At 51.6% G+C, this 18450-nt stretch carries 18 protein-coding genes and 1 rRNA gene; all 19 read right to left on the reverse strand.

Annotated elements, in window-relative coordinates:
• A 16S ribosomal RNA gene (locus FPZ49_RS27055) occupies positions 1 to 121 on the reverse strand; the annotation flags it as partial.
• Between the two features lie 334 nt (positions 122 to 455).
• Positions 456 to 1952 (reverse strand): lysine--tRNA ligase, encoded by a 1497-nt coding sequence (gene lysS / locus FPZ49_RS27060; protein ID WP_144853075.1) that lies wholly within the window; start codon positions 1950 to 1952, stop codon positions 456 to 458.
• A 75-nt stretch (positions 1953 to 2027) separates the two neighbouring features.
• Positions 2028 to 2504: a transcription elongation factor GreA gene (gene greA, locus FPZ49_RS27065; protein ID WP_144853077.1), complete on the reverse strand. Its 477-nt coding sequence runs from the start codon at positions 2502 to 2504 to the stop codon at positions 2028 to 2030.
• Positions 2505 to 2702: 198 nt separating this feature from the next.
• Positions 2703 to 3713, reverse strand: coding sequence for a tRNA dihydrouridine synthase DusB (gene dusB / locus FPZ49_RS27070; protein ID WP_144853079.1), 1011 nt, complete (start codon positions 3711 to 3713; stop codon positions 2703 to 2705).
• 15 nt (positions 3714 to 3728) lie between these two features.
• Positions 3729 to 3938 (reverse strand): helix-turn-helix domain-containing protein, encoded by a 210-nt coding sequence (locus FPZ49_RS27075; RefSeq protein ID WP_144853081.1) that lies wholly within the window; start codon positions 3936 to 3938, stop codon positions 3729 to 3731.
• Entirely contained in the window at positions 3920 to 4429 is a 510-nt protein-coding gene (folK, locus tag FPZ49_RS27080; protein ID WP_261381648.1) for a 2-amino-4-hydroxy-6-hydroxymethyldihydropteridine diphosphokinase, read from the reverse strand. Before folK ends, FPZ49_RS27075 begins: the two co-directional genes overlap by 19 nt.
• Before the next feature lie 5 nt (positions 4430 to 4434).
• Positions 4435 to 4797 carry a dihydroneopterin aldolase gene (gene folB, locus FPZ49_RS27085; protein ID WP_144853084.1) on the reverse strand — a complete coding sequence of 121 codons (363 nt, stop codon included), beginning with the start codon at positions 4795 to 4797 and terminating at the stop codon, positions 4435 to 4437.
• A gap of 14 nt (positions 4798 to 4811) precedes the next feature.
• Positions 4812 to 5642 (reverse strand): dihydropteroate synthase, encoded by an 831-nt coding sequence (gene folP / locus FPZ49_RS27090; RefSeq protein WP_144853086.1) that lies wholly within the window; start codon positions 5640 to 5642, stop codon positions 4812 to 4814.
• A complete protein-coding gene (locus FPZ49_RS27095) occupies positions 5639 to 6538 on the reverse strand; it encodes an aminotransferase class IV (RefSeq protein ID WP_144853089.1) in 900 nt (299 codons plus the stop codon). Before FPZ49_RS27095 ends, folP begins: the two co-directional genes overlap by 4 nt.
• Positions 6535 to 7116, reverse strand: coding sequence for an aminodeoxychorismate/anthranilate synthase component II (gene pabA, locus FPZ49_RS27100; RefSeq protein ID WP_144853091.1), 582 nt, complete (start codon positions 7114 to 7116; stop codon positions 6535 to 6537). The genes FPZ49_RS27095 and pabA overlap by 4 nt, the downstream gene beginning before the upstream one ends.
• Positions 7116 to 8675, reverse strand: a complete 1560-nt coding sequence (locus FPZ49_RS27105) for an anthranilate synthase component I family protein (protein WP_144853094.1) — start codon at positions 8673 to 8675, stop codon at positions 7116 to 7118. Before FPZ49_RS27105 ends, pabA begins: the two co-directional genes overlap by 1 nt.
• Positions 8676 to 8863: 188 nt before the next feature.
• Entirely contained in the window at positions 8864 to 9802 is a 939-nt protein-coding gene (gene cysK, locus FPZ49_RS27110) for a cysteine synthase A (RefSeq protein ID WP_144853096.1), read from the reverse strand.
• A 110-nt stretch (positions 9803 to 9912) separates the two neighbouring features.
• Positions 9913 to 10851, reverse strand: coding sequence for a peptidyl-prolyl cis-trans isomerase (locus FPZ49_RS27115; RefSeq protein ID WP_144853098.1), 939 nt, complete (start codon positions 10849 to 10851; stop codon positions 9913 to 9915).
• 45 nt (positions 10852 to 10896) lie between these two features.
• The gene (hslO, locus tag FPZ49_RS27120) at positions 10897 to 11769 is read right to left on the reverse strand and encodes an Hsp33 family molecular chaperone HslO (RefSeq protein ID WP_144853100.1); all 873 of its coding nucleotides are present in this window, start codon (positions 11767 to 11769) and stop codon (positions 10897 to 10899) included.
• Positions 11770 to 11823: 54 nt separating this feature from the next.
• Positions 11824 to 12588, reverse strand: a complete 765-nt coding sequence (locus FPZ49_RS27125) for a type III pantothenate kinase (protein ID WP_144853102.1) — start codon at positions 12586 to 12588, stop codon at positions 11824 to 11826.
• Positions 12585 to 13463, reverse strand: a complete 879-nt coding sequence (nadC, locus tag FPZ49_RS27130; RefSeq protein ID WP_144853104.1) for a carboxylating nicotinate-nucleotide diphosphorylase — start codon at positions 13461 to 13463, stop codon at positions 12585 to 12587. Before nadC ends, FPZ49_RS27125 begins: the two co-directional genes overlap by 4 nt.
• Positions 13456 to 15069 carry an L-aspartate oxidase gene (gene nadB, locus FPZ49_RS27135; protein ID WP_144853106.1) on the reverse strand — a complete coding sequence of 538 codons (1614 nt, stop codon included), beginning with the start codon at positions 15067 to 15069 and terminating at the stop codon, positions 13456 to 13458. The genes nadC and nadB overlap by 8 nt, the downstream gene beginning before the upstream one ends.
• Before the next feature lie 118 nt (positions 15070 to 15187).
• Positions 15188 to 16126 (reverse strand): quinolinate synthase NadA, encoded by a 939-nt coding sequence (gene nadA / locus FPZ49_RS27140; protein WP_144853108.1) that lies wholly within the window; start codon positions 16124 to 16126, stop codon positions 15188 to 15190.
• A 312-nt stretch (positions 16127 to 16438) separates the two neighbouring features.
• On the reverse strand, positions 16439 to 18388 hold the full coding sequence (gene ftsH / locus FPZ49_RS27145) for an ATP-dependent zinc metalloprotease FtsH (protein ID WP_144853110.1): 1950 nt from the start codon (positions 18386 to 18388) through the stop codon (positions 16439 to 16441).
• Positions 18389 to 18450: the final 62 nt, after the last annotated feature.

Genomic DNA, 18450 nt, shown 5'->3' on the forward strand with positions numbered 1-18450 from the left:
GGCAGGTTGCCTACGTGTTACTCACCCGTCCGCCGCTAGGGTCCGAAGACCCTCGCTCGACTTGCATGTATTAGGCACGCCGCCAGCGTTCGTCCTGAGCCAGGATCAAACTCTCCATTAAAGAAAAGCTGATTGTGCTCAAAAATTTACTACTGGCGAGAATTTGCATTCTCTTATTTATTGCACTCACTCGATGTTCAGTTTTCAAAGGGCAATTACTCGTTGTTTCTTGCCATCCGTTTCAGCGGCGACCTGATTAATATATCACAACCGCCTATCTGATTGCAAGTCTTTTTTTTCGAAATCATTTGATTTCTTTCCGCCGCAAAAGCGACAAGAAATAATATATCAAACCCAATAACCGTTTGCAACTGTTATTTTATTCCATTGCACAAATAAAAAAAAAGCATGCCGCTGCAGTTCTGCAGAAGCATGCTCTTCCTTGTAAACACCACTTATTCGCCTTGACGCTCTCTCATTAATGGGAACAGCAGTACATCCCGAATCGACGGGGCGTCCGTAAGCAGCATCACCAAACGGTCGATACCGATTCCCAAACCGCCTGTCGGAGGCATACCGTACTCCAACGCACGAATGAAATCTTCATCCATCTCATGCGCTTCGTCGTTCCCTTGCTCTTTCTCCACCAGCTGCGCTTCGAAACGCTCTCGCTGATCGATCGGATCGTTCAGTTCGGTAAACGCATTAGCATGCTCACGCGCGACAATAAACAGCTCAAATCGATCCGTAAATCGCGGATCTTGATCGTTCTTCTTCGCGAGCGGCGAAATCGCCACTGGGTGTCCGGTAATAAACGTTGGCTGAATCAGTGTCTGCTCTACAAAATGCTCAAAGAACGCGTTCACGATATGACCATAAGTCATCATCGGCTCCACTGGCACCTTGTGTTCTTTGGCCAACCGATGCGCTTCTTCGTCACTCATATATGCGCTGAAATCAACGCCAACAACTTCTTTGATTGCATCCACCATGGATACGCGACGCCAAGCCGGAGCCAGATTAATTTCTTGGCCCTGGTATGTGATCGTAGTCGTTCCAAGTACTTCTTGAGCAATATGAGCAATCATTTCTTCCGTCAGCTTCATGATATCTTGATAATCGGCATACGCTTCATATAGCTCGATCATTGTAAATTCCGGGTTGTGACGCGTGGAAATCCCTTCGTTACGGTAGACGCGACCAATTTCATATACTTTTTCCAGTCCACCTACGATTAGACGCTTCAGATGAAGTTCGATCGCAATCCGCATATACAGCTGCATGTCCAGCGCATTATGATGCGTAATAAATGGACGCGCAGCGGCACCGCCCGCAATCGCGTGCAGCGTCGGCGTTTCTACTTCCAGATAACCTCTTGAATCCAGGTAACGGCGCATGGATTGGATGATTTTGGACCGGGAAATGAAGGTTTGCTGAACGTCCTGGTTCATAATCAAATCAACATACCGCTGACGATAGCGAAGTTCCACGTCCTTCAAGCCATGGTATTTCTCAGGCAGCGGCAGCAGCGACTTGGACAATACTTCGACGGACTTGGCTTTTACGGAAAGCTCTCCCGTCTTGGTCTTGAACACGGTCCCTTGAATTCCGATTAAATCGCCGATATCCAGCAGATCGTAAGCTTTGTACTTCGTCTCGCCAACGGCGTCCGCTCGTACATAGATTTGGATTTTGCCCGTGATGTCCTGCAGATGAGCAAAGCCCGCCTTACCCATCTCCCGCTTCTGCATGATCCGTCCAGCAATGCTGACTTCAGCACCGAGCGCGTCGAGCTCGTCTTTGGACTTGTCCTCGAAGGCTTTGACGATCTCCTCAGCATGATGGGTTCTCACATATTTTTGTCCGAACGGATCGATGCCGAGGCTTCTAAGCTCGTCCAATTTGCCTCTGCGGATTTGCAGCAGCTCGTTTAATTCCAATTCCACCGTCATGGTTCCAGCTCCTTGATTTCTTTGAATGATAATAAGGCAAAGAAGCTTCCCAAGGAAGCTTCTTCGAAAAGGATGTTACTTCTTGATATCTACAATTTCATATTGAATGACGCCCGCAGGTACGTTCACATCTACAACTGCGCCCTTTTGCTTACCCAAAATAGCTTTGCCAACCGGGCTTTCATTGGAAATCTTGTTCTGGAACGGATCCGATTCCGCTGTACCCACGATGGAATATTCGACAACATCGCCGAATTCCAAATCCTTAAGCGTTACGATGGAGCCGACACCGACGGTATCCGTATCCACTTCATCGTTGTTAATGATGCGGGCGTTGCGTAGCATTTTCTCCAGCGTAATGATGCGGCCTTCCACAAAAGCCTGCTCATTCTTGGCGTCCTCATACTCGGAGTTCTCACTAATATCTCCATAGCCGATAGCAATCTTGATTCTTTCGGCCACTTCACGGCGTTTAACCGATTTCAATTGTTCGAGCTCTTCCTCCAGCTTCTTTAAGCCTTCCTGGGTGAGAATGACTTCTTTTTCGCTCATTACTACCTATCTCCCGTCGCGTGAAAGATTTTCATATTTCGAGCACCTTCGATTATGAAATCACTAATAAATTAATATATGAACGTGCCGAGGCTTGATGACTCGAGATGTTACCTCAAATTACTATTGACTGATTATATTTCATGCCAATAAAAATGTCAATCAACGCCAACGAGCCCAATTTTATCCCATTTCGTCCTAGTGTACGATTGCGGAAGACTGATCTTCCGTCGTTCTAGCGTCTAAAGATTCAATAAAATCGTTCAAAAGTTGCACCATCGCATCCCGCTTCGTTTGTTCCATGATGGCATCCTTGATTCGCGCTCCGCCATGCAGCCCTTTCAAATACCAGGCCAGGTGCTTGCGCATTTCTTTGACCGCCACATGCTCGCCTTTCAATGCAGTTAATCGGTCCATATGCAGAATCGCGATCTTGATTTTCTCTTGAGGACTCGGCTCCGGCGGGAGCTCGCCACTCTCTAAATACTGAATCGTTCGGTACAGCATCCACGGATTGCCCAGTGCAGCACGGCCGATCATAACTCCATCAACTCCGGTATGGTCCAGCATCCGTCTGGCATCCTCCGGAGTGAACACATCGCCGTTGCCGATGACAGGAATCGACACCGATTCTTTGACTTCTTTAATAATGTCCCAGTTCGCATGACCCGTATACATCTGCACTCGAGTACGTCCATGGACCGATACGGCTGCGCCGCCGCCATTCTCAACGGCTTTGGCATTTTGGATCGCGTAAATATGATCGTCATCCCAGCCAATCCGCATTTTGACGGTCAGCGGTTTGCTAACGGCCTTGCTGACGGTGGAAACCATTTGCTCGATTTTGCCTGGATCCAGCAGCCAACGTGCGCCGGCGTCGCATTTAGTGATTTTCGGTACCGGGCAGCCCATGTTGATATCGATGATATCGGCGTTCGTATGCTGATCGACATATTTCGCTGCTTCTAAAAGCGACTCGGTATCGCCGCCAAAAATTTGCAAGCTTAGCGGTTTTTCGCGTTCGTCGACAAACAGCATTTCCATCGTACGGTGATTACCATGCAGGATCGCCTTGTCACTCACCATCTCCGCACAGACCAAGCCGCAGCCGAACTCTTTGGCGATTAGACGAAATGCCGGGTTGCATACCCCGGCCATCGGAGCCAGCACTACTTTATTGGGTGCTATTACATTACCTATTTGAAGCATAAACTTGACACTCCTTTATCTCGAGACAGCGGATAGTTCCTCCGGCTCAATCCCGAGTACATCTGAAATTTTCAAGATGATTTTGGGGTCCGGCTTTCTTGTCCCCCGTTCGATTGAGCCCAGCACGGCAATGGAAACGTCCAGCTTCTCGGCGAGCTCGTTTTGCGTGTATCCTTTTAACTTACGAAATGCGCGGATGCGCTGAGCTATTGCATTCTTTTCCACAATGTAACGCCTTCCTTTCCTTCCACGCGCTCTAGCTGCCGGCTTAACTGTTCCGCTTGAAACGGATCACAAGACCTCATGATTTCAATCAACGGCACGAGCACAAACGCCCGCTCCATCATTCGGGGATGCGGTAAGATTAAGTCAGGGCGATCTTGCAGCAAATCACCAAATAGAAGCATATCAAGATCGATCGTTCGCGGTCCCCACCGAACTTCCCGCTTGCGCCCCAAGGCTTGCTCCACTTCCAGCATCCGTTGGAAAAGCTGCTCTGCAGAGAGCGTCGTGCCCACTTGAACTACTTTATTTAAAAACGGATCCTGATCGACAAAGCCGACCGGATCTGTCTCATAGATACCGGACTGTTCCGTAATCCACACATCCGGGTGTTCCTGCAGCAGCCGAAGGGCCTCCTGCAAATAGCGTTCCCGGTCCCCCATATTGGAGCCCAGGCCGAGATACGCCCGCTCAAACGGCTTGCTTGAGTCCATGACCATTACGCCCGCTTTCTATGTATTTCTGCCGTTACTCCTTCAAAATGGATCGCTGCCGGAGGATGCGGCTTCAGCACGCGCACGGTAATTGCATTTATACTAGTATAAGTTCGCAGCACTTCAGATGCAATATCTTCAGCCAGCGCTTCGATTAGCTTGAACGTTTTTTGCTCGACGCTCCGTTTAATGACCTCATGGACTTCGGCGTAATTCACGGTATCATCAATGTGGTCCGATCTTCCCGGTTTATCGAGTGGCATATAAAGCTCAGCATCAACAAAAAAACGCTGCCCGAGTTTATTTTCCTCCGGAAACAGCCCGTGATTGCCGTAAAAGGCCATGCCTTTTAGTATGATTCGATCCATCCTTCGCACCTTCCTTACCTCGCGTTAATCATGCCGTCTGTCATCCGTGCCACTCGCTTCATAGCCAACACGTCGTGCACACGTACGATTCGGCATCCCTGGGCAATCCCAAGGGCCACCGTCGCCGCCGTACCTTCCACTACATCATTGGATGGCAGTTCCAGCGTTTTTTGAATCATGCTCTTCCGTGAGGTCCCCAGCAACACGGGAAACCCTAATGCAGCGATGCGGTCCAAGTAGTTCATCAGCTGCAGGTTCTGCTCATATGATTTGGCAAAGCCGATGCCCGGATCCAAAATAATCTGCTCATCCCGGATGCCCGCCTCCTGCGCCCGACGCACGGTCTCGCGTAGGTCCTCTACCACGTCATGGATAAAGTTAGCATACACCGCTTCGGTGCGATTATGCATCAGCACAATGGGGCAGCCTAGCTGAGCCGCCAGTTCGCCCATTCCAGGGTCCTTTTGCAAGCCCCAAATGTCGTTGACAATATCGGCCCCCGCTTCCAGCGCCTGCCGTGCAGTTTCCGCTTTGTAGGTATCGATGGAAATCGGCGTTCGGATGCCGGCTTCTCGGATCGCCCGGATCGCGGGAATGACCCGGCGAAGCTCCTCTTCAAGAGGCACTGCGGCAAAGCCGGGGCGAGTCGACTCCCCGCCAATGTCCAGGATATCTGCGCCTTCCTTGATCATCTGCGCCGCACGCTGGACAGCTGTTTTCGGATTCACATAATTCCCGCCATCCGAGAAGGAATCCGGAGTGACGTTCAGTATGCCCATGATCAGCGTCTGGCTGCTGCAATCCAGCTCGCCACTTCGACAATGGATTCTCGTTCGTTGGTTCATTGTCCATCCTCCAATCTTCCACTGACTGCAGCTTGCCGGTAAGCGGTAAGCAGTCTTTGGGTCATCGGTCCGATCCCGCGGCTTTCGACAGGATGCGCCTCCCCTTTTTCGTCAAAAAGTGCGCTTACCGGTACAAGCTCTTGGATCGAGTTTGTAATAAACACTTCATCTGCTTGCTGCAGGTCTTCCCAACGATACCAACCTTCAGAGAAAGGGATGCTTAGGTTGTCCGCCAGTTCCATAACCAATTGACGGGTGATGCCGGGCAGCAAGCCTGTCTCTTTAGCCGGTGTGTGCAGCGCCCCGTCTTTTATGAAGAAGACATTGCTTACGATCCCTTCGCATAAAAAGCCCTGCGCATCCAGGAACAGTCCTTCAGCCCCCGCCGCCCACGGATATCGGTTCATTTCTTTCTTGGCCAAGATGTTGTTCATATAATGCAGCGATTTGTGACGCAGGGCGCCTTCCGGCGAGTTTCTGCGGATGGCCAGCTTCTGCAGGGCTTTCCCTTCCTTGTATAAAGAAGGATGGGCTGCAGGCAGCGGTTTGACGTAAAGCACCTCGGTTGGCTGCTTGTACGAATCGGACGGAAGTCCGAGGATGTCCACGCCGGCCGTAACCGTGTACCGGAAGTAAGCGTCAGCGTCGGCCAAGCCATTGGCATCTAGGAGCTTAGCGACCTCAACCTTTAGCTTCGCCGGCTTCGGCTCGAAAGCGATGTCCAGCTCACGGCACCCTTCCGCCAATCGATGCAAATGCCGATACAGTAAAAAAGGGCTGCCCCCATAGGTACGAAACGTCTCAAACAGTCCCATACCATAGAGAAAACCGTGGTCGTATACGGAGACCACGGCCTGCTCTTCATTTATGACGTTTCCGTTCAGCACGATCTTCATGCTTTTCTCACTGCCGTTTCCTCCAGGAAATTGCGCAGCATTTGATGCCCATGATCGGTAATGATCGATTCGGGGTGGAATTGTACCCCTTCGATCGGATATTCCTTATGGCGCAGGCCCATGATTTCGCCCTCCGCTGTTTCGGCGGTGATCTCCAGACAATCCGGCAGCGTTTCGCGCTTTACGATCAAGGAGTGGTACCGTGTGGCGATAAACGGCGACGGCAACCCTTTGAACACCGATTTTCCGTCGTGGAAAATTTCCGACGTTTTGCCGTGCATCAGCTTTTCCGCACGGATGACATCGCCACCGAACACTTGTCCGATGGACTGGTGTCCCAAGCACACGCCGAGAATCGGGATTTTTCCCTTGAAATGCTCGATAAGGCTCAAGCTGATTCCCGCTTCATTCGGTGTGCAAGGCCCCGGCGAAATGAGAATATGATCCGGCTTCATCGCTTCAATGCCAGCCAGATCGACCTCGTCATTGCGGCGTACCTCCACCTTTTCCCCAAGCTCTCCAAGGTACTGCACGAGATTATAAGTAAACGAATCGTAATTATCGATAACCAAGATCATCAGCTTGTCCCCCCTGCGGCGCTCCCGCTTCGCTCACTGTATTGAATCGCCTTCCACATCGCTTTGGCCTTGTTGATTGATTCTACATATTCCTTCTCCGGAATGGAGTCGATGACAATGCCTGCTCCCGCCTGCACATACCCGACGCCATCCACGGCAACCAACGTTCGAATGATGATATTGAATTCCATATTCCCATTATAGTCGATCCATCCGATGGATCCGGTGTAGGGTCCACGGCGTACCGGCTCCAGCTCCTCGATGATTTCCATCGTGCGGATTTTGGGCGCTCCCGTGATCGTCCCGCCAGGGAACGTGGCAGCAATGACATCGAAGACATCCCGTCCCTCGTCCAGCCGGCCTTCAACTTCGGAAACAATATGCATGACGTGTGAGTAATACTCGATGACCATAAAATCTTTTACGCGAACGCTACCGTAAGTGGAGATGCGCCCCAGATCGTTGCGCTCCAGATCGACCAGCATAATATGCTCGGCCCGTTCTTTCTCGTGGTGGATCAGCTCGTCGGCCAGCCGGCGGTCTTCTTCCGCATTCGCCCCACGCGGCCTTGTACCTGCAATCGGACGCGTACGAACGGTCCCTTGTTCCACTTGCACCAACAGCTCCGGCGAGCCAGAAACAAGCTGAAAGTCGCGGAAGCGAAGCAGCCCCATGTAAGGCGATGGGTTCACCATGCGAAGCCACTCGTAGATCGCCTCCGGCGTTTCCCTCAGCTGTTTGTGCTGCCGAACGGATAAATTCACTTGAAACACATCGCCGGAGCTGATGTAGTCTTGAATTTTTCGCACCGCTTCAATATATCGCTCTCTTGGGAAATCGGCATGTATCCCTTCTAGGGCTTCCACGTCGATGTGCATCCGATCCGATTGGATATCCGACCGCATCCGCTCCTGCTGGGTCATCGCCTGGGCATCCGAGTTCACAGACGCGATCCGATCCCACGTCGCTTTCATTCGTTCCGCGGCTGCCTCCGCCTCGCTGAATTTTGCCTGCAGCCACTCTGCGCCATGTGTTCCGACCGCATTTTGAATCGTATGCACCGCGCAATACAGATGCTTGTCCACATGGTCGATAATCCACAGCTCATTCAGCTGCATAAACGCGTAATCCGGTACAGGGATATCGCGGCTGGCCAGCGCAGGAAGCTTCTCAATCGTGCGAATGACATCGTATCCCCAAAAGCCGATACACCCGCCGATCCACTTGGGAGCTCCCTCCACCATCGGAGAGCGGTAGGGCTCCATCCACTGTTTGACCAACGGCAGCGGTGCCCCATGCCAGGTCTTGCTTACTCCGTCCGCTTCAGTCACGATCGCTTCCCGGTCCGTTCCCCGAATGGTCGACACCGGCCGGAGCCCGAAAAAGCTGTAGCGACCACCTTTGCCGCTCTCGAGTACGAACGATTCAGGGGATGCTTGCTGCCAAGCCTTCTCCCATGTCAGCGGTCGGTCCGCTTCCAGCGGCCAGCTTCTTACATAAGGGAGGGCCGCATAGGCTCCTGCCCACTCATGCCATTGCTCAATTGAGGTCAGGATCATGCCCCCCTCCTTCCGTGCTTGATATTGGAATTAGTATACTTGAAAAGTCGTTGGAAGAAAAGCTGTTGCTTTTAGCATTAGCTTTGTCTCCAGGGATATTGTATTTTGTCCACGCTCAGACACGTTTTGTTTGAGTAGGTAAAAAAAACAAACCCCCTCGGGATGAGGGGGTGGGAACTGCGAAGAAATTAGTCCTCGAATTGATACAATGGAGTGGACAGGTAACGCTCGCCGTTACTCGGAACGATAGCGACTACGCGCTTGCCTGCGCCCAGCTCTTTAGCTACCTTCAAGGCTGCAAAGATGGCTGCGCCCGACGAAATCCCGCCGAGGATCCCTTCTTCTTTCGCCACGCGACGGGAAGTTTCGAATGCATCGTCATTCTCCACTGTGATAACCCCATCATAAACGTTCGTGTTCAATATGTCTGGAATGAAGCCGGCGCCGATCCCTTGGATCTTATGAGGGCCTGGTTTACCGCCAGACAAGACAGGAGAAGCCGTAGGCTCTACTGCATAAATTTTGATGTTCGGGAAGTTTTCTTTCAGTACGCCGCCGGCGCCTGTGATCGTTCCGCCCGTACCGATACCGGCAATGAACGCATCCAGCTTGCCATCGTGCGAGTTAATTGCCTCCACGATCTCCGGACCTGTCGTTTCACGGTGAACCTTCACGTTCGCTTGGTTCTTGAACTGCTGCGGCATGAAGTAGCCTGGGTTCTCAGCGACAATTTCTTCAGCGCGCTTGATTGCCCCCTTCATCCCTTCGGCTCCTGGCGTCAGCACCAGCTGTGCACCATATGCGCGAAGCAGATTGCGGCGTTCCATCGACATCGTTTCTGGCATTACAAGAATAGCTTTATATCCTTTTGCGGCTGCAACCATGGCCAGACCGATCCCTGTGTTACCGCTGGTCGGCTCGACAATCGTGTCGCCCGGTTTAATACGGCCTTCAAGCTCAGCCACTTCTACCATGCTGATCGCAATACGGTCTTTAACGCTTGCGCCTGGATTCTGAAATTCCAGTTTAACATACACTTCTGCGCTTCCTTCAGGCACAACGCGATTCAATTTCACAAGTGGGGTGTCCCCAATCAATTGGGTAATGCTCTGTACTAATCTCGCCATTTCCGGTTCTCCTCCTCAAAATAAGTAAATCCGAGTAAGCTGGTAGGCTTTATAAGCTAATCTTAACAACCCAAGCCCACCTTGTCAATACGAACTTCATTAAGCTTCCCTTAAAAAGTTTGGAGAACGGAAACCTTCCATTTTTCCCGCAGCTGCTTCACGATGTCCTTAATCGACGGCGCCATGCGAAGTGCTAATTCCTTGCGGACCTGCTCCTTCACTGCACCTTCTTCGGCCTTCAACTCTTCCTTCCGTTCCTTGAGCCGAAGGATGAAAAACTGCCCGCCCTCTTCGATCGGCTTCGAAGTCTCCCCAGGCTTCAGCTGCTTGGCCGCCTTCATTATGGAAACCGGAACGAACGGATCGTCTTCGTCAACCCAACCCAAATCCCCGCCGCTTTTGCGCGTGACATCATCCAGCGACCGGTCCTTGGCCACCTGCGCAAAATCCGTCCCCTTGGCCAGATCGTTCAAGGCGCGCGTCGCCTGATCCTTGCTGCCGGTTACAATCTGCTGAAGCCGAAGCTGCGCCGGTTTTCGAAACTCGTCCGGGTGGTCCTTCACATAGGTATTCACCTGATCATCGGTTACACGGATGCCCTGAATTGCGATTTTTTCCATCAACAGCTTATCTTGAACATCTTTCTTCAGCGTTTCGGGAGTAAAGCCCAACTGCTCTTTCATGGCACTATAAAACTGCGCTTCACTATCGTATCCCTGCTGCATGCGTTTGATTTCTTGCTGGATTTCACCGTCACTCACGATGACCCCCCGGGCAGCGCCCTCCATGCGAACGACTTCATGATCGATCATTTGGTTCAACAGATCTCGGCCATACTTGTTCATCAGCTGTTCTTCCAAATTACTGCGTGTAATGGTTTTTTCTCCAATGGTGGCGATGATCCGTGCATCGGCTTTTTGTTGGGTCTGATCCTGATTGTTCCCGTCATTCCATGGTTTAAGGGAACGGGCCATGAGCAAGGAGGCAAGAACGAAAACAGCAAGCAGCAAAAGCGCAATCGTGCCCCATAAAACTTTTACGTTTTGCATCTCCCTAAGCCCCTCGTATGGTCACTCTGAACTCTTTATCCAATCCTATAGCTTGTGAAGAATGTCGTTAAGGTCCTGGTCACTAAACTGATACGCCTCGTTGCAAAAATGACATACCACTTCCGCTTGACCGTCTTCTTCGAGCAAGCTCTTGATTTCTTCACTCCCCAGACTGATGAGTGTCTGTTCCACACGGTCCCGAGAGCATTTGCACTCAAAACGAATATCTTGTTTGCGCTCCAGCACTTGAACGTTCGGAAGCAGCGTGGAAAGAATCGATTCCAGGCTCTCCCCCCGCTCCAGCAGCGTGGTAATGGGAGGAAGCGAGCCAAGCTCCTTCTCAAGCTGTGAAATTTCATCATCCGAGAGCCCTGGCATCAGCTGAATGATAAAGCCTCCTGCGGCTTTGACCGTATAATCGACATCAACCAGAACGCCGAGCGCTACGGCAGAAGGCGTTTGCTCCGACTGTGCAAAATAGTACGTGAAATCTTCGCCGAGCTCTCCCGAAATGATCGGAATGCTTCCCCGGTACGGCTCTTTCAGCCCCAAATCTTTGGTTATGTATAAAAAGCCATCCGTCCCTACCGCACCGGCCACATCCAGCTTGCCGATCACATTCAAAGGTAAATCCACAGCGGGATTGTCCACATAGCCGCGCACACGTCCATGTGCATCCGCGTCCACTACGATTTGTCCGATCGGTCCTCCGCCCTTGATTTGGACGGTCAACTTCTCGTCCCCTTTGAGCATAGCCCCCAGCATGAGCCCGGCCGAAGCCGTGCGTCCCAGCGCTGCGGTGCACACTGGTGTCGTTTGATGCCGCCGTCTTAACTCTTCCACAATAGCCGTCGTTTTTACTGCAAAGGCACGTACTTTCCCTTCGTAGGCCGTTGCTCGAATCAAATAATCTTGCATGAAAAAAGCTCCTTCTATGCTGTTTCAATGGGTGATTTTGGTAATAGGTACGAATCAACGATTCCGCTCATAAATCACTTGCAAGCCCTGCAGCGTCAGCAGCGGATTGACCAGCTCGATCGTCCGCGATTCACTGGAGATGAGCTCGGCGAGCCCCCCCGTAGCCACCACTTTGGGGCTCACTTGGAACTCTTGTTTGATCCGATCTACGATGCCGTCCACTTGTCCGGCAAAGCCGTAGATGATGCCCGCCTGCATGGAGGCAATCGTGTTGCGACCCACCACGCTCTTGGGCTTGACCAGTTCAATTCTAGGCAGCTTCGCCGCGCGTTGATACAGCGCCTCAGTGGAGATGCCGATACCGGGAGCCACGGCTCCACCGATATATTGAGCGTTCGCATCAATATAATCGAACGTAGTTGCCGTGCCAAAATCGACAACAATACAGGGAGACCCGTATAGCTCGATGGCAGCAACGGCATTCACGATCCGGTCCGCCCCAACCTCCCGCGGGTTCTCATACCGGATGTTCAGACCGGTTTTGATTCCGGGGCCGACGATGAGCGGTGATTTCTTTACATATTTTAAACATAAACTTTCGAGCACAAACATGAGTGGAGGTACGACAGAGGAAATGATGACGCCCTCGACGTGGTCCAAAGCGATCCCGGCATGCTGAAACAAGTTGTACATCATCATGCCATACTCATCGACCGTGCCCGAGCGGTTGGTGCTTAGACGCCAATGATGCTTTAGCTCTTTGCCTTCATAGAGACCAAGGACGATGTTTGTGTTCCCCACGTCCACTACCAAAATCATGGGCGAGCCTCCCCGTGCCCTTTCTGCTCGTTCAGATCCAGGCTGATGTCCAGCGATTGAACCGAATAGGTCAGCCTTCCCACAGAGATGACATCCACTCCCGTTTCTGCGATTTGCCTTACGGTATCCAACGTCACACTTCCTGACGCTTCTATAATAATATGCGGCGCTTCTTGTTTCATACGCTGTACCGCTTGTTTCATCTGCTCCGGCACCATATTATCGAGCATGATCACATCGGGTCGTGCAGCAAGCGCCTCCTCCAGCTGCTCGAAGTTTTCCACTTCCACTTCAATTTTCATGGTATGCGGAATTTGCTCGCGTGCGGCATGGATGGCCTTGGCAATCCCGCCGGCCCCTTTGATGTGGTTATCCTTAATCATCACCGCGTCGTAGAGACCAAACCGGTGATTATGCCCCCCGCCTACTCGCACGGCGTACTTCTCCAGCAGCCGATGCCCCGGAGTAGTCTTCCTCGTATCAACCAGACGCGTTGGCAGCCCTTCCAGCCGATCCACAAACTGCCGCGTTCTTGTTGCGATCCCCGACATCCGCTGCAGAAGGTTCAGCGCAAGCCGTTCTCCGAGCAATATGCTCCGCGTTCTCCCTGTCACCTCAGCCAGCACCGTACCATGGACGGCAGCCTGGCCTTCGACAGCCCTCACCTCAAAGCGAAGCGTCGGATCCACCAGCGCAAATACCGCCTCCGCAACCGAAAGCCCGGCCACAATGCCGGTATCCTTCACATGGATGATCCCTTTAGATTGGCCGTCAGCAGGGATGGTGGTCATGGTCGTCACGTCGCCCATGCCGATATCTTCTTCAAGCCAAAGCCGAAGACTTGGCTCCAGTATCGAACGATTCAACTCATACATCGTCTATCCGCCCTTCCGTAATCCCGTTCATCCGGTTGAACACGATATGCTTGCGCCATACCGCATTATTGCTAACAGGAAAATCTTCTCTATAGTGTCCCCCGCGGCTCTCTTCCCTAATCAAAGCAGCTTCCGTCGTCAGCAGCGCGCAGGTAAGGAGATTGGCGAACTCGTACTCTTCCCGTTTGGCAAGGTGACTGTCATAGATCGATAGCTGGCGCTTGAGCTCTTCATAGCCTTTTTGCAGCCCCTTGCCATCTCGTTTCAAGCCGACGTACCGCAGCATTACCTTTTGCAGCTTCAGCTTTTTCTCCACTACCGGTTGAATAGCGTTGCCATGGCGACCAAGATCCTCACGGATCTCAGGCGTTCTCTCCACCGGGGTCAGCGACTCAATCCGCTCTACAATACGGCGTCCGAACACAATCGCTTCTGAAAGCGAGTTGCTTGCCAAACGATTCGCACCATGCACTCCCGTCGAAGAGACCTCTCCACAAGCAAACAGACGCTTGACCGTGGTTTCACCGTACAGATCCGTTTCCACGCCGCCCATCATATAATGAGCCGCAGGAGCGACAGGGATCCAGTCCGATGAGAGGTCCAGCCCGAAGTTCAGACAAAACTCATAAATGGTTGGAAAACGATGCTTAACCGTCGCCTCGGACTCATGGGTAAAGTCAATGTAGACAAAGGTGGATTTCGTTTGCTCCATTTCACTTACGATCGCTCTAGCTACCACGTCCCGCGGAGCAAGCTCCAGCTGCGGGTGGTACCGCTCCATGAAGCGTTCGCCGTTAATATTGCGCAGCACCGCTCCCTCCCCCCGAACCGCCTCGGAGATGAGAAAACGAGGAGCGCCAGGATAACAAAGCGAAGTCGGATGAAACTGAACAAACTCGACATCGCGGATGTTCGCTCCAGCCCGATATGCAATCGAAATGCCGTCCGCCGTAGCAATATCAGGATTCGTTGTGTAGCGGTATAGCTGGCCCGCACCGCCGCTGCACAGGATTGTAGCGTTGGCGCGCACAAAGACCTTGTGACCGTCAGGACGCTGAACTAACGCTCCGAAGCACTCTCCGTCATCCGTAACTAAGTCGATGACAAAATGGTCATCCCAGATCTCGATGTTCGGAGACTGCTTGGTTTTCTCCGATAAGGCCCGCACGATCTCCGCTCCTGTCGCATCACCTTGAGCATGAAGAATTCTCCGCTGACTGTGCGCGCCTTCTTTCGTCAAAGCAAAGTGGCCATCCTCCATATCGAACTCCGTGCCCATGCGAATCAGATCCGTAACGCCAGCCGGTCCTTCATGCACTAGTACATCCACTGCGCTGGAAGAGCATAGTCCTGCCCCAGCTATTAGCGTGTCCTGATAATGATACTCCGGGGAGTCTTCGTCGGAAATGACGGCGGCGATGCCCCCTTGCGCGTACCTTGTATTGCTGTCCAAAAGCGACTTCTTTGTCACCATCAATACTTTGTGGGTCTCCGACGCTTTGAGCGCGGTAAACAGTCCGGCGATGCCTGCACCGATCACGATTACATCCGTATGTATATGCGGCAATGCCTGCAGATCCACATCCACTAAATAACGAGGTATCATTACGAGTCTCACCTGCTTGTCCAAAGATACACGGCTGCGCCGTTCGAAAGGAACGGCGCGGTAGTCATGGGTGATTCAAAGGGAGATGAATTATGAAAAGAAAAGGAAGCAGCGCATGCTACTTAACCTGCAACATGCGCTCCAAGGATGCTCTAGCCAAATCGGCAACATGAGGTGGTACATAGACTTGAGGCTGGTTCGTCTCTAAGCACTTGACTACCTTCTTCAAGTTGTTCACCTTCATGTTCGGGCAAACCAAATATTTCGTGGCAAAATGGAAGGTTTTATTCGGGCTGTCAAGTCGCAGCTGGTACCCTGTTCCATCTTCTGTACCCACGATAAACTCCTGACAATCGGACTCTTTGCAATATTTAATGATCGCTGTGGTGCTTCCTACAAAATCGCCCATCTTCACGACTTCAGGTCGGCATTCCGGGTGGACCACGAACTGCGCATTCGGATGCAGCGCTCTCATTTCTTCCACGTCTTTCACCGTCAGCATGTCATGCGTATTGCAGTAGCCTTCCCAAATAATCATCTTCTTGTCCGTAAACTTGGAGACGTAATCCCCCAGGTTTTTATCGGGAACCCATATAATTTCGTCCGAATCAACGGATTGAATGACTTTGATCGCGTTGGCGGAGGTACAGCAAATATCGGTTTCGGACTTCACCTCAGCCGTCGTATTGATGTAAGCGACGACCTTGGCATTCGGGTGCTGCTTCTTCAGCGCACGCAATCCATCGACATTGACCATGTCCGCCATAGGACAGCCTGCACGTTCGTCTGGAATCAAGACGGTCTTGTTCGGGGCCAAAATTTTAGCGCTTTCCCCCATGAAATGCACGCCGCAGAACACAATGACTTCCGCGTCGGTGGAAGCGGCCTTTTGGGCGAGCAGGAATGAATCTCCACGGAAATCCGCGACTTCTTGAATCTCATCTCGCTGATAATAATGAGCAAGGATAATGGCGTTGCGTTCTTTCTTGAGCTGCAAGATACGCTCCTTTAGCTCTCTCTGCTGCTCGGCTTTGCGTTCCAACGCTAATGCCTCCATGTGACACCTTCCTTTTCCATGACCCGCTGTAGTGTAAATGCATGGTTATGATAAATGATTCCTGAGCCGTTTGTGACACAGCGCACAAGCTAGTTCGTGAATAACTTCACAAACTGTTTAAAGATTTACCCCTAATTTACACAACCTGCCCCGAAGTGTCAATCCTTAAATCGCCACGAAAAGTATAAAAAACGGTGATTTACCGAACAACAATCCCTGAATCCCCATCACCCTTCTCTTTTCGGCCTCAGGGCATTATTTCCCTTTTGATAAAAAGAAAAACCGGCGCTAATGCACCGGTTTTCATATCGATTATTCTTCTTTATTGTCGTTCGACTCATTCTTAGTATCGAAATCGAGCTTGTTGGCTTCGGATTCTTGGCTTCCGCTTTGGATGTTCACCTTCACGTCCTCCGCACCTTCTCCAACTGGACCGAGTTTGCCGCTGGCGATCAGCTCGTTGATCTCATCCTTCTCGAGCGTTTCCTTCTCAATCAACGTCTCGGCGATCAAGCGGACTTGATCACTGTATTTCGTTAAGATTTGCTTCGCCCGATCGTAGCATGCACGGATCATATTTTGCATTTCTTGGTCGATTTCGTAGGCAATCGCGTCACTATAGTTCTGCTCATGCCCAATATCTCTACCCAAGAATACTTGACCCTGCGTTGCACCGAACTGCATCGGACCGAGTTTATCACTCATCCCGTATTCTGTAATCATGCGGCGAACGATGCCGGTCGCACGTTGAAAGTCGCTGTACGCGCCTGTTCCAACTTGACCGATGAACAACTCTTCAGCAACACGACCAGCAAGCAGTCCTGTAATCTTGTCGAGCAATTCATTCTTCGTTTGCATCATGCGATCTTCGCCTTCTTTAGGCAGCATCATGACATATCCGCCCGCACGTCCGCGCGGTATGATCGTCACTTTGTGCACCACATCGGCATCCTCTACATGAATACCAACAATCGTATGCCCAGCTTCATGGAAAGCCACCATGCGCTTCTCGCGTTCGCTGATGACGCGGCTTTTCTTCTGCGTCCCCACAATAACACGGTCAAACGCTTCGTCGATCTCCTCCATGGAGATGTCCTTGCGATTGCGACGCGCTGCGATCAGAGCCGCTTCATTGAGCAGGTTCTCCAGATCCGCACCAGTGAAGCCCGTAGTGTAACGGGACAGCTGATCCAGCTTCACATCTTTGGCCAGCGGCTTGTTGCGTGCATGCACTTTCAATACCGCTTCGCGGCCCTTCACATCCGGACGGTCTACCGTAATTTGACGGTCAAAACGTCCCGGACGAAGCAGCGCCGGATCCAAAATGTCCGGTCGGTTCGTCGCGGCAACGATAATGATGCCTTCGTTCGCACCGAAGCCGTCCATCTCTACAAGCAATTGATTGAGCGTCTGCTCGCGCTCGTCATGTCCGCCGCCCAAACCGGCACCGCGCTGACGACCTACGGCATCAATCTCATCTATAAAAATGATACATGGGGCATTTTTCTTAGCATTCTCGAACAAATCGCGTACCCGTGACGCCCCGACGCCGACGAACATTTCTACAAAGTCGGAGCCGCTGATACTGAAGAATGGAACGCCAGCTTCCCCTGCAACCGCTCTGGCCAGCAAGGTCTTACCGGTACCTGGAGGACCAACGAGCAAGACGCCCTTAGGAATACGTGCGCCTACCGCTGCAAATTTGCGGGGATCCTTCAGGAATTCAACAACTTCGACAAGTTCCTGCTTCTCTTCATCGGCCCCAGCTACATCTTCAAACGTGACCCGCTTCTTTTCTTCGTTATACAGCCGCGCCCGGCTCTTCCCGAAATTCATAACCTTGCCGCCGCCACCCTGCGCCTGATTCAACAGGAAGAAGAACAGGATGAAGATAATCACGAACGGAATAATGGAGGTAAGGAAGCTGATCCAAACGTTGTCCCCTTCCATCTTCTCAATGTCGACTTTCGACACATCACTCGCGCTGATCAGCTTGAAAATATCGTCATTGTACGGTGCACGCGTCTCGAAGTTTTTCTTGTCTGGAGACGCTGCGGTCTTATATTTCCCTCGAACTAGATACGTTTGAGCGTCATATTTCACAATGATGGAGTCGACATTTTTTTGCTGCAAGGCTTGTTGAAGCTTATCGTAGCTAATCACATCTTTCTGATCATTCTGAGTGCTGATAAAATGAACGATACCGACGGTGACCAAAAAAATGAGCAAATAAAAGCCTGTATTGCGAATAATTCGATTCATCCCCTACCTCCTCTCAAAAAACGGAAACTTTGTATATTGTACCACAGCAAGTCTCGGCATCT

Origin of the sequence: Paenibacillus cremeus (genome assembly GCF_007786445.1) — a bacterium.
GTDB classification, from domain to species: Bacteria; Bacillota; Bacilli; order Paenibacillales; family NBRC-103111; genus Paenibacillus_G; species Paenibacillus_G cremeus.

Bases quoted from the DNA above. Each gene is read 5' to 3' on its own strand.
- lysS (WP_144853075.1), bottom strand. From the start codon at position 1,952: ATGACGGTGGAATTGGAATTAAACGAGCTGCTGCAAATCCGCAGAGGC.
- greA (WP_144853077.1), bottom strand. From the start codon at position 2,504: ATGAGCGAAAAAGAAGTCATTCTCACCCAGGAAGGCTTAAAGAAGCTG.
- dusB (WP_144853079.1), bottom strand. From the start codon at position 3,713: ATGCTTCAAATAGGTAATGTAATAGCACCCAATAAAGTAGTGCTGGCT.
- folK (WP_261381648.1), bottom strand. From the start codon at position 4,429: ATGGACTCAAGCAAGCCGTTTGAGCGGGCGTATCTCGGCCTGGGCTCC.
- folB (WP_144853084.1), bottom strand. From the start codon at position 4,797: ATGGATCGAATCATACTAAAAGGCATGGCCTTTTACGGCAATCACGGG.
- folP (WP_144853086.1), bottom strand. From the start codon at position 5,642: ATGAACCAACGAACGAGAATCCATTGTCGAAGTGGCGAGCTGGATTGC.
- FPZ49_RS27095 (WP_144853089.1), bottom strand. From the start codon at position 6,538: ATGAAGATCGTGCTGAACGGAAACGTCATAAATGAAGAGCAGGCCGTG.
- pabA (WP_144853091.1), bottom strand. From the start codon at position 7,116: ATGATCTTGGTTATCGATAATTACGATTCGTTTACTTATAATCTCGTG.
- FPZ49_RS27105 (WP_144853094.1), bottom strand. From the start codon at position 8,675: ATGATCCTGACCTCAATTGAGCAATGGCATGAGTGGGCAGGAGCCTAT.
- cysK (WP_144853096.1), bottom strand. From the start codon at position 9,802: ATGGCGAGATTAGTACAGAGCATTACCCAATTGATTGGGGACACCCCA.
- FPZ49_RS27115 (WP_144853098.1), bottom strand. From the start codon at position 10,851: ATGCAAAACGTAAAAGTTTTATGGGGCACGATTGCGCTTTTGCTGCTT.
- hslO (WP_144853100.1), bottom strand. From the start codon at position 11,769: ATGCAAGATTATTTGATTCGAGCAACGGCCTACGAAGGGAAAGTACGT.
- FPZ49_RS27125 (WP_144853102.1), bottom strand. From the start codon at position 12,588: ATGATTTTGGTAGTGGACGTGGGGAACACAAACATCGTCCTTGGTCTC.
- nadC (WP_144853104.1), bottom strand. From the start codon at position 13,463: ATGTATGAGTTGAATCGTTCGATACTGGAGCCAAGTCTTCGGCTTTGG.
- nadB (WP_144853106.1), bottom strand. From the start codon at position 15,069: ATGATACCTCGTTATTTAGTGGATGTGGATCTGCAGGCATTGCCGCAT.
- nadA (WP_144853108.1), bottom strand. From the start codon at position 16,126: ATGGAGGCATTAGCGTTGGAACGCAAAGCCGAGCAGCAGAGAGAGCTA.
- ftsH (WP_144853110.1), bottom strand. From the start codon at position 18,388: ATGAATCGAATTATTCGCAATACAGGCTTTTATTTGCTCATTTTTTTG.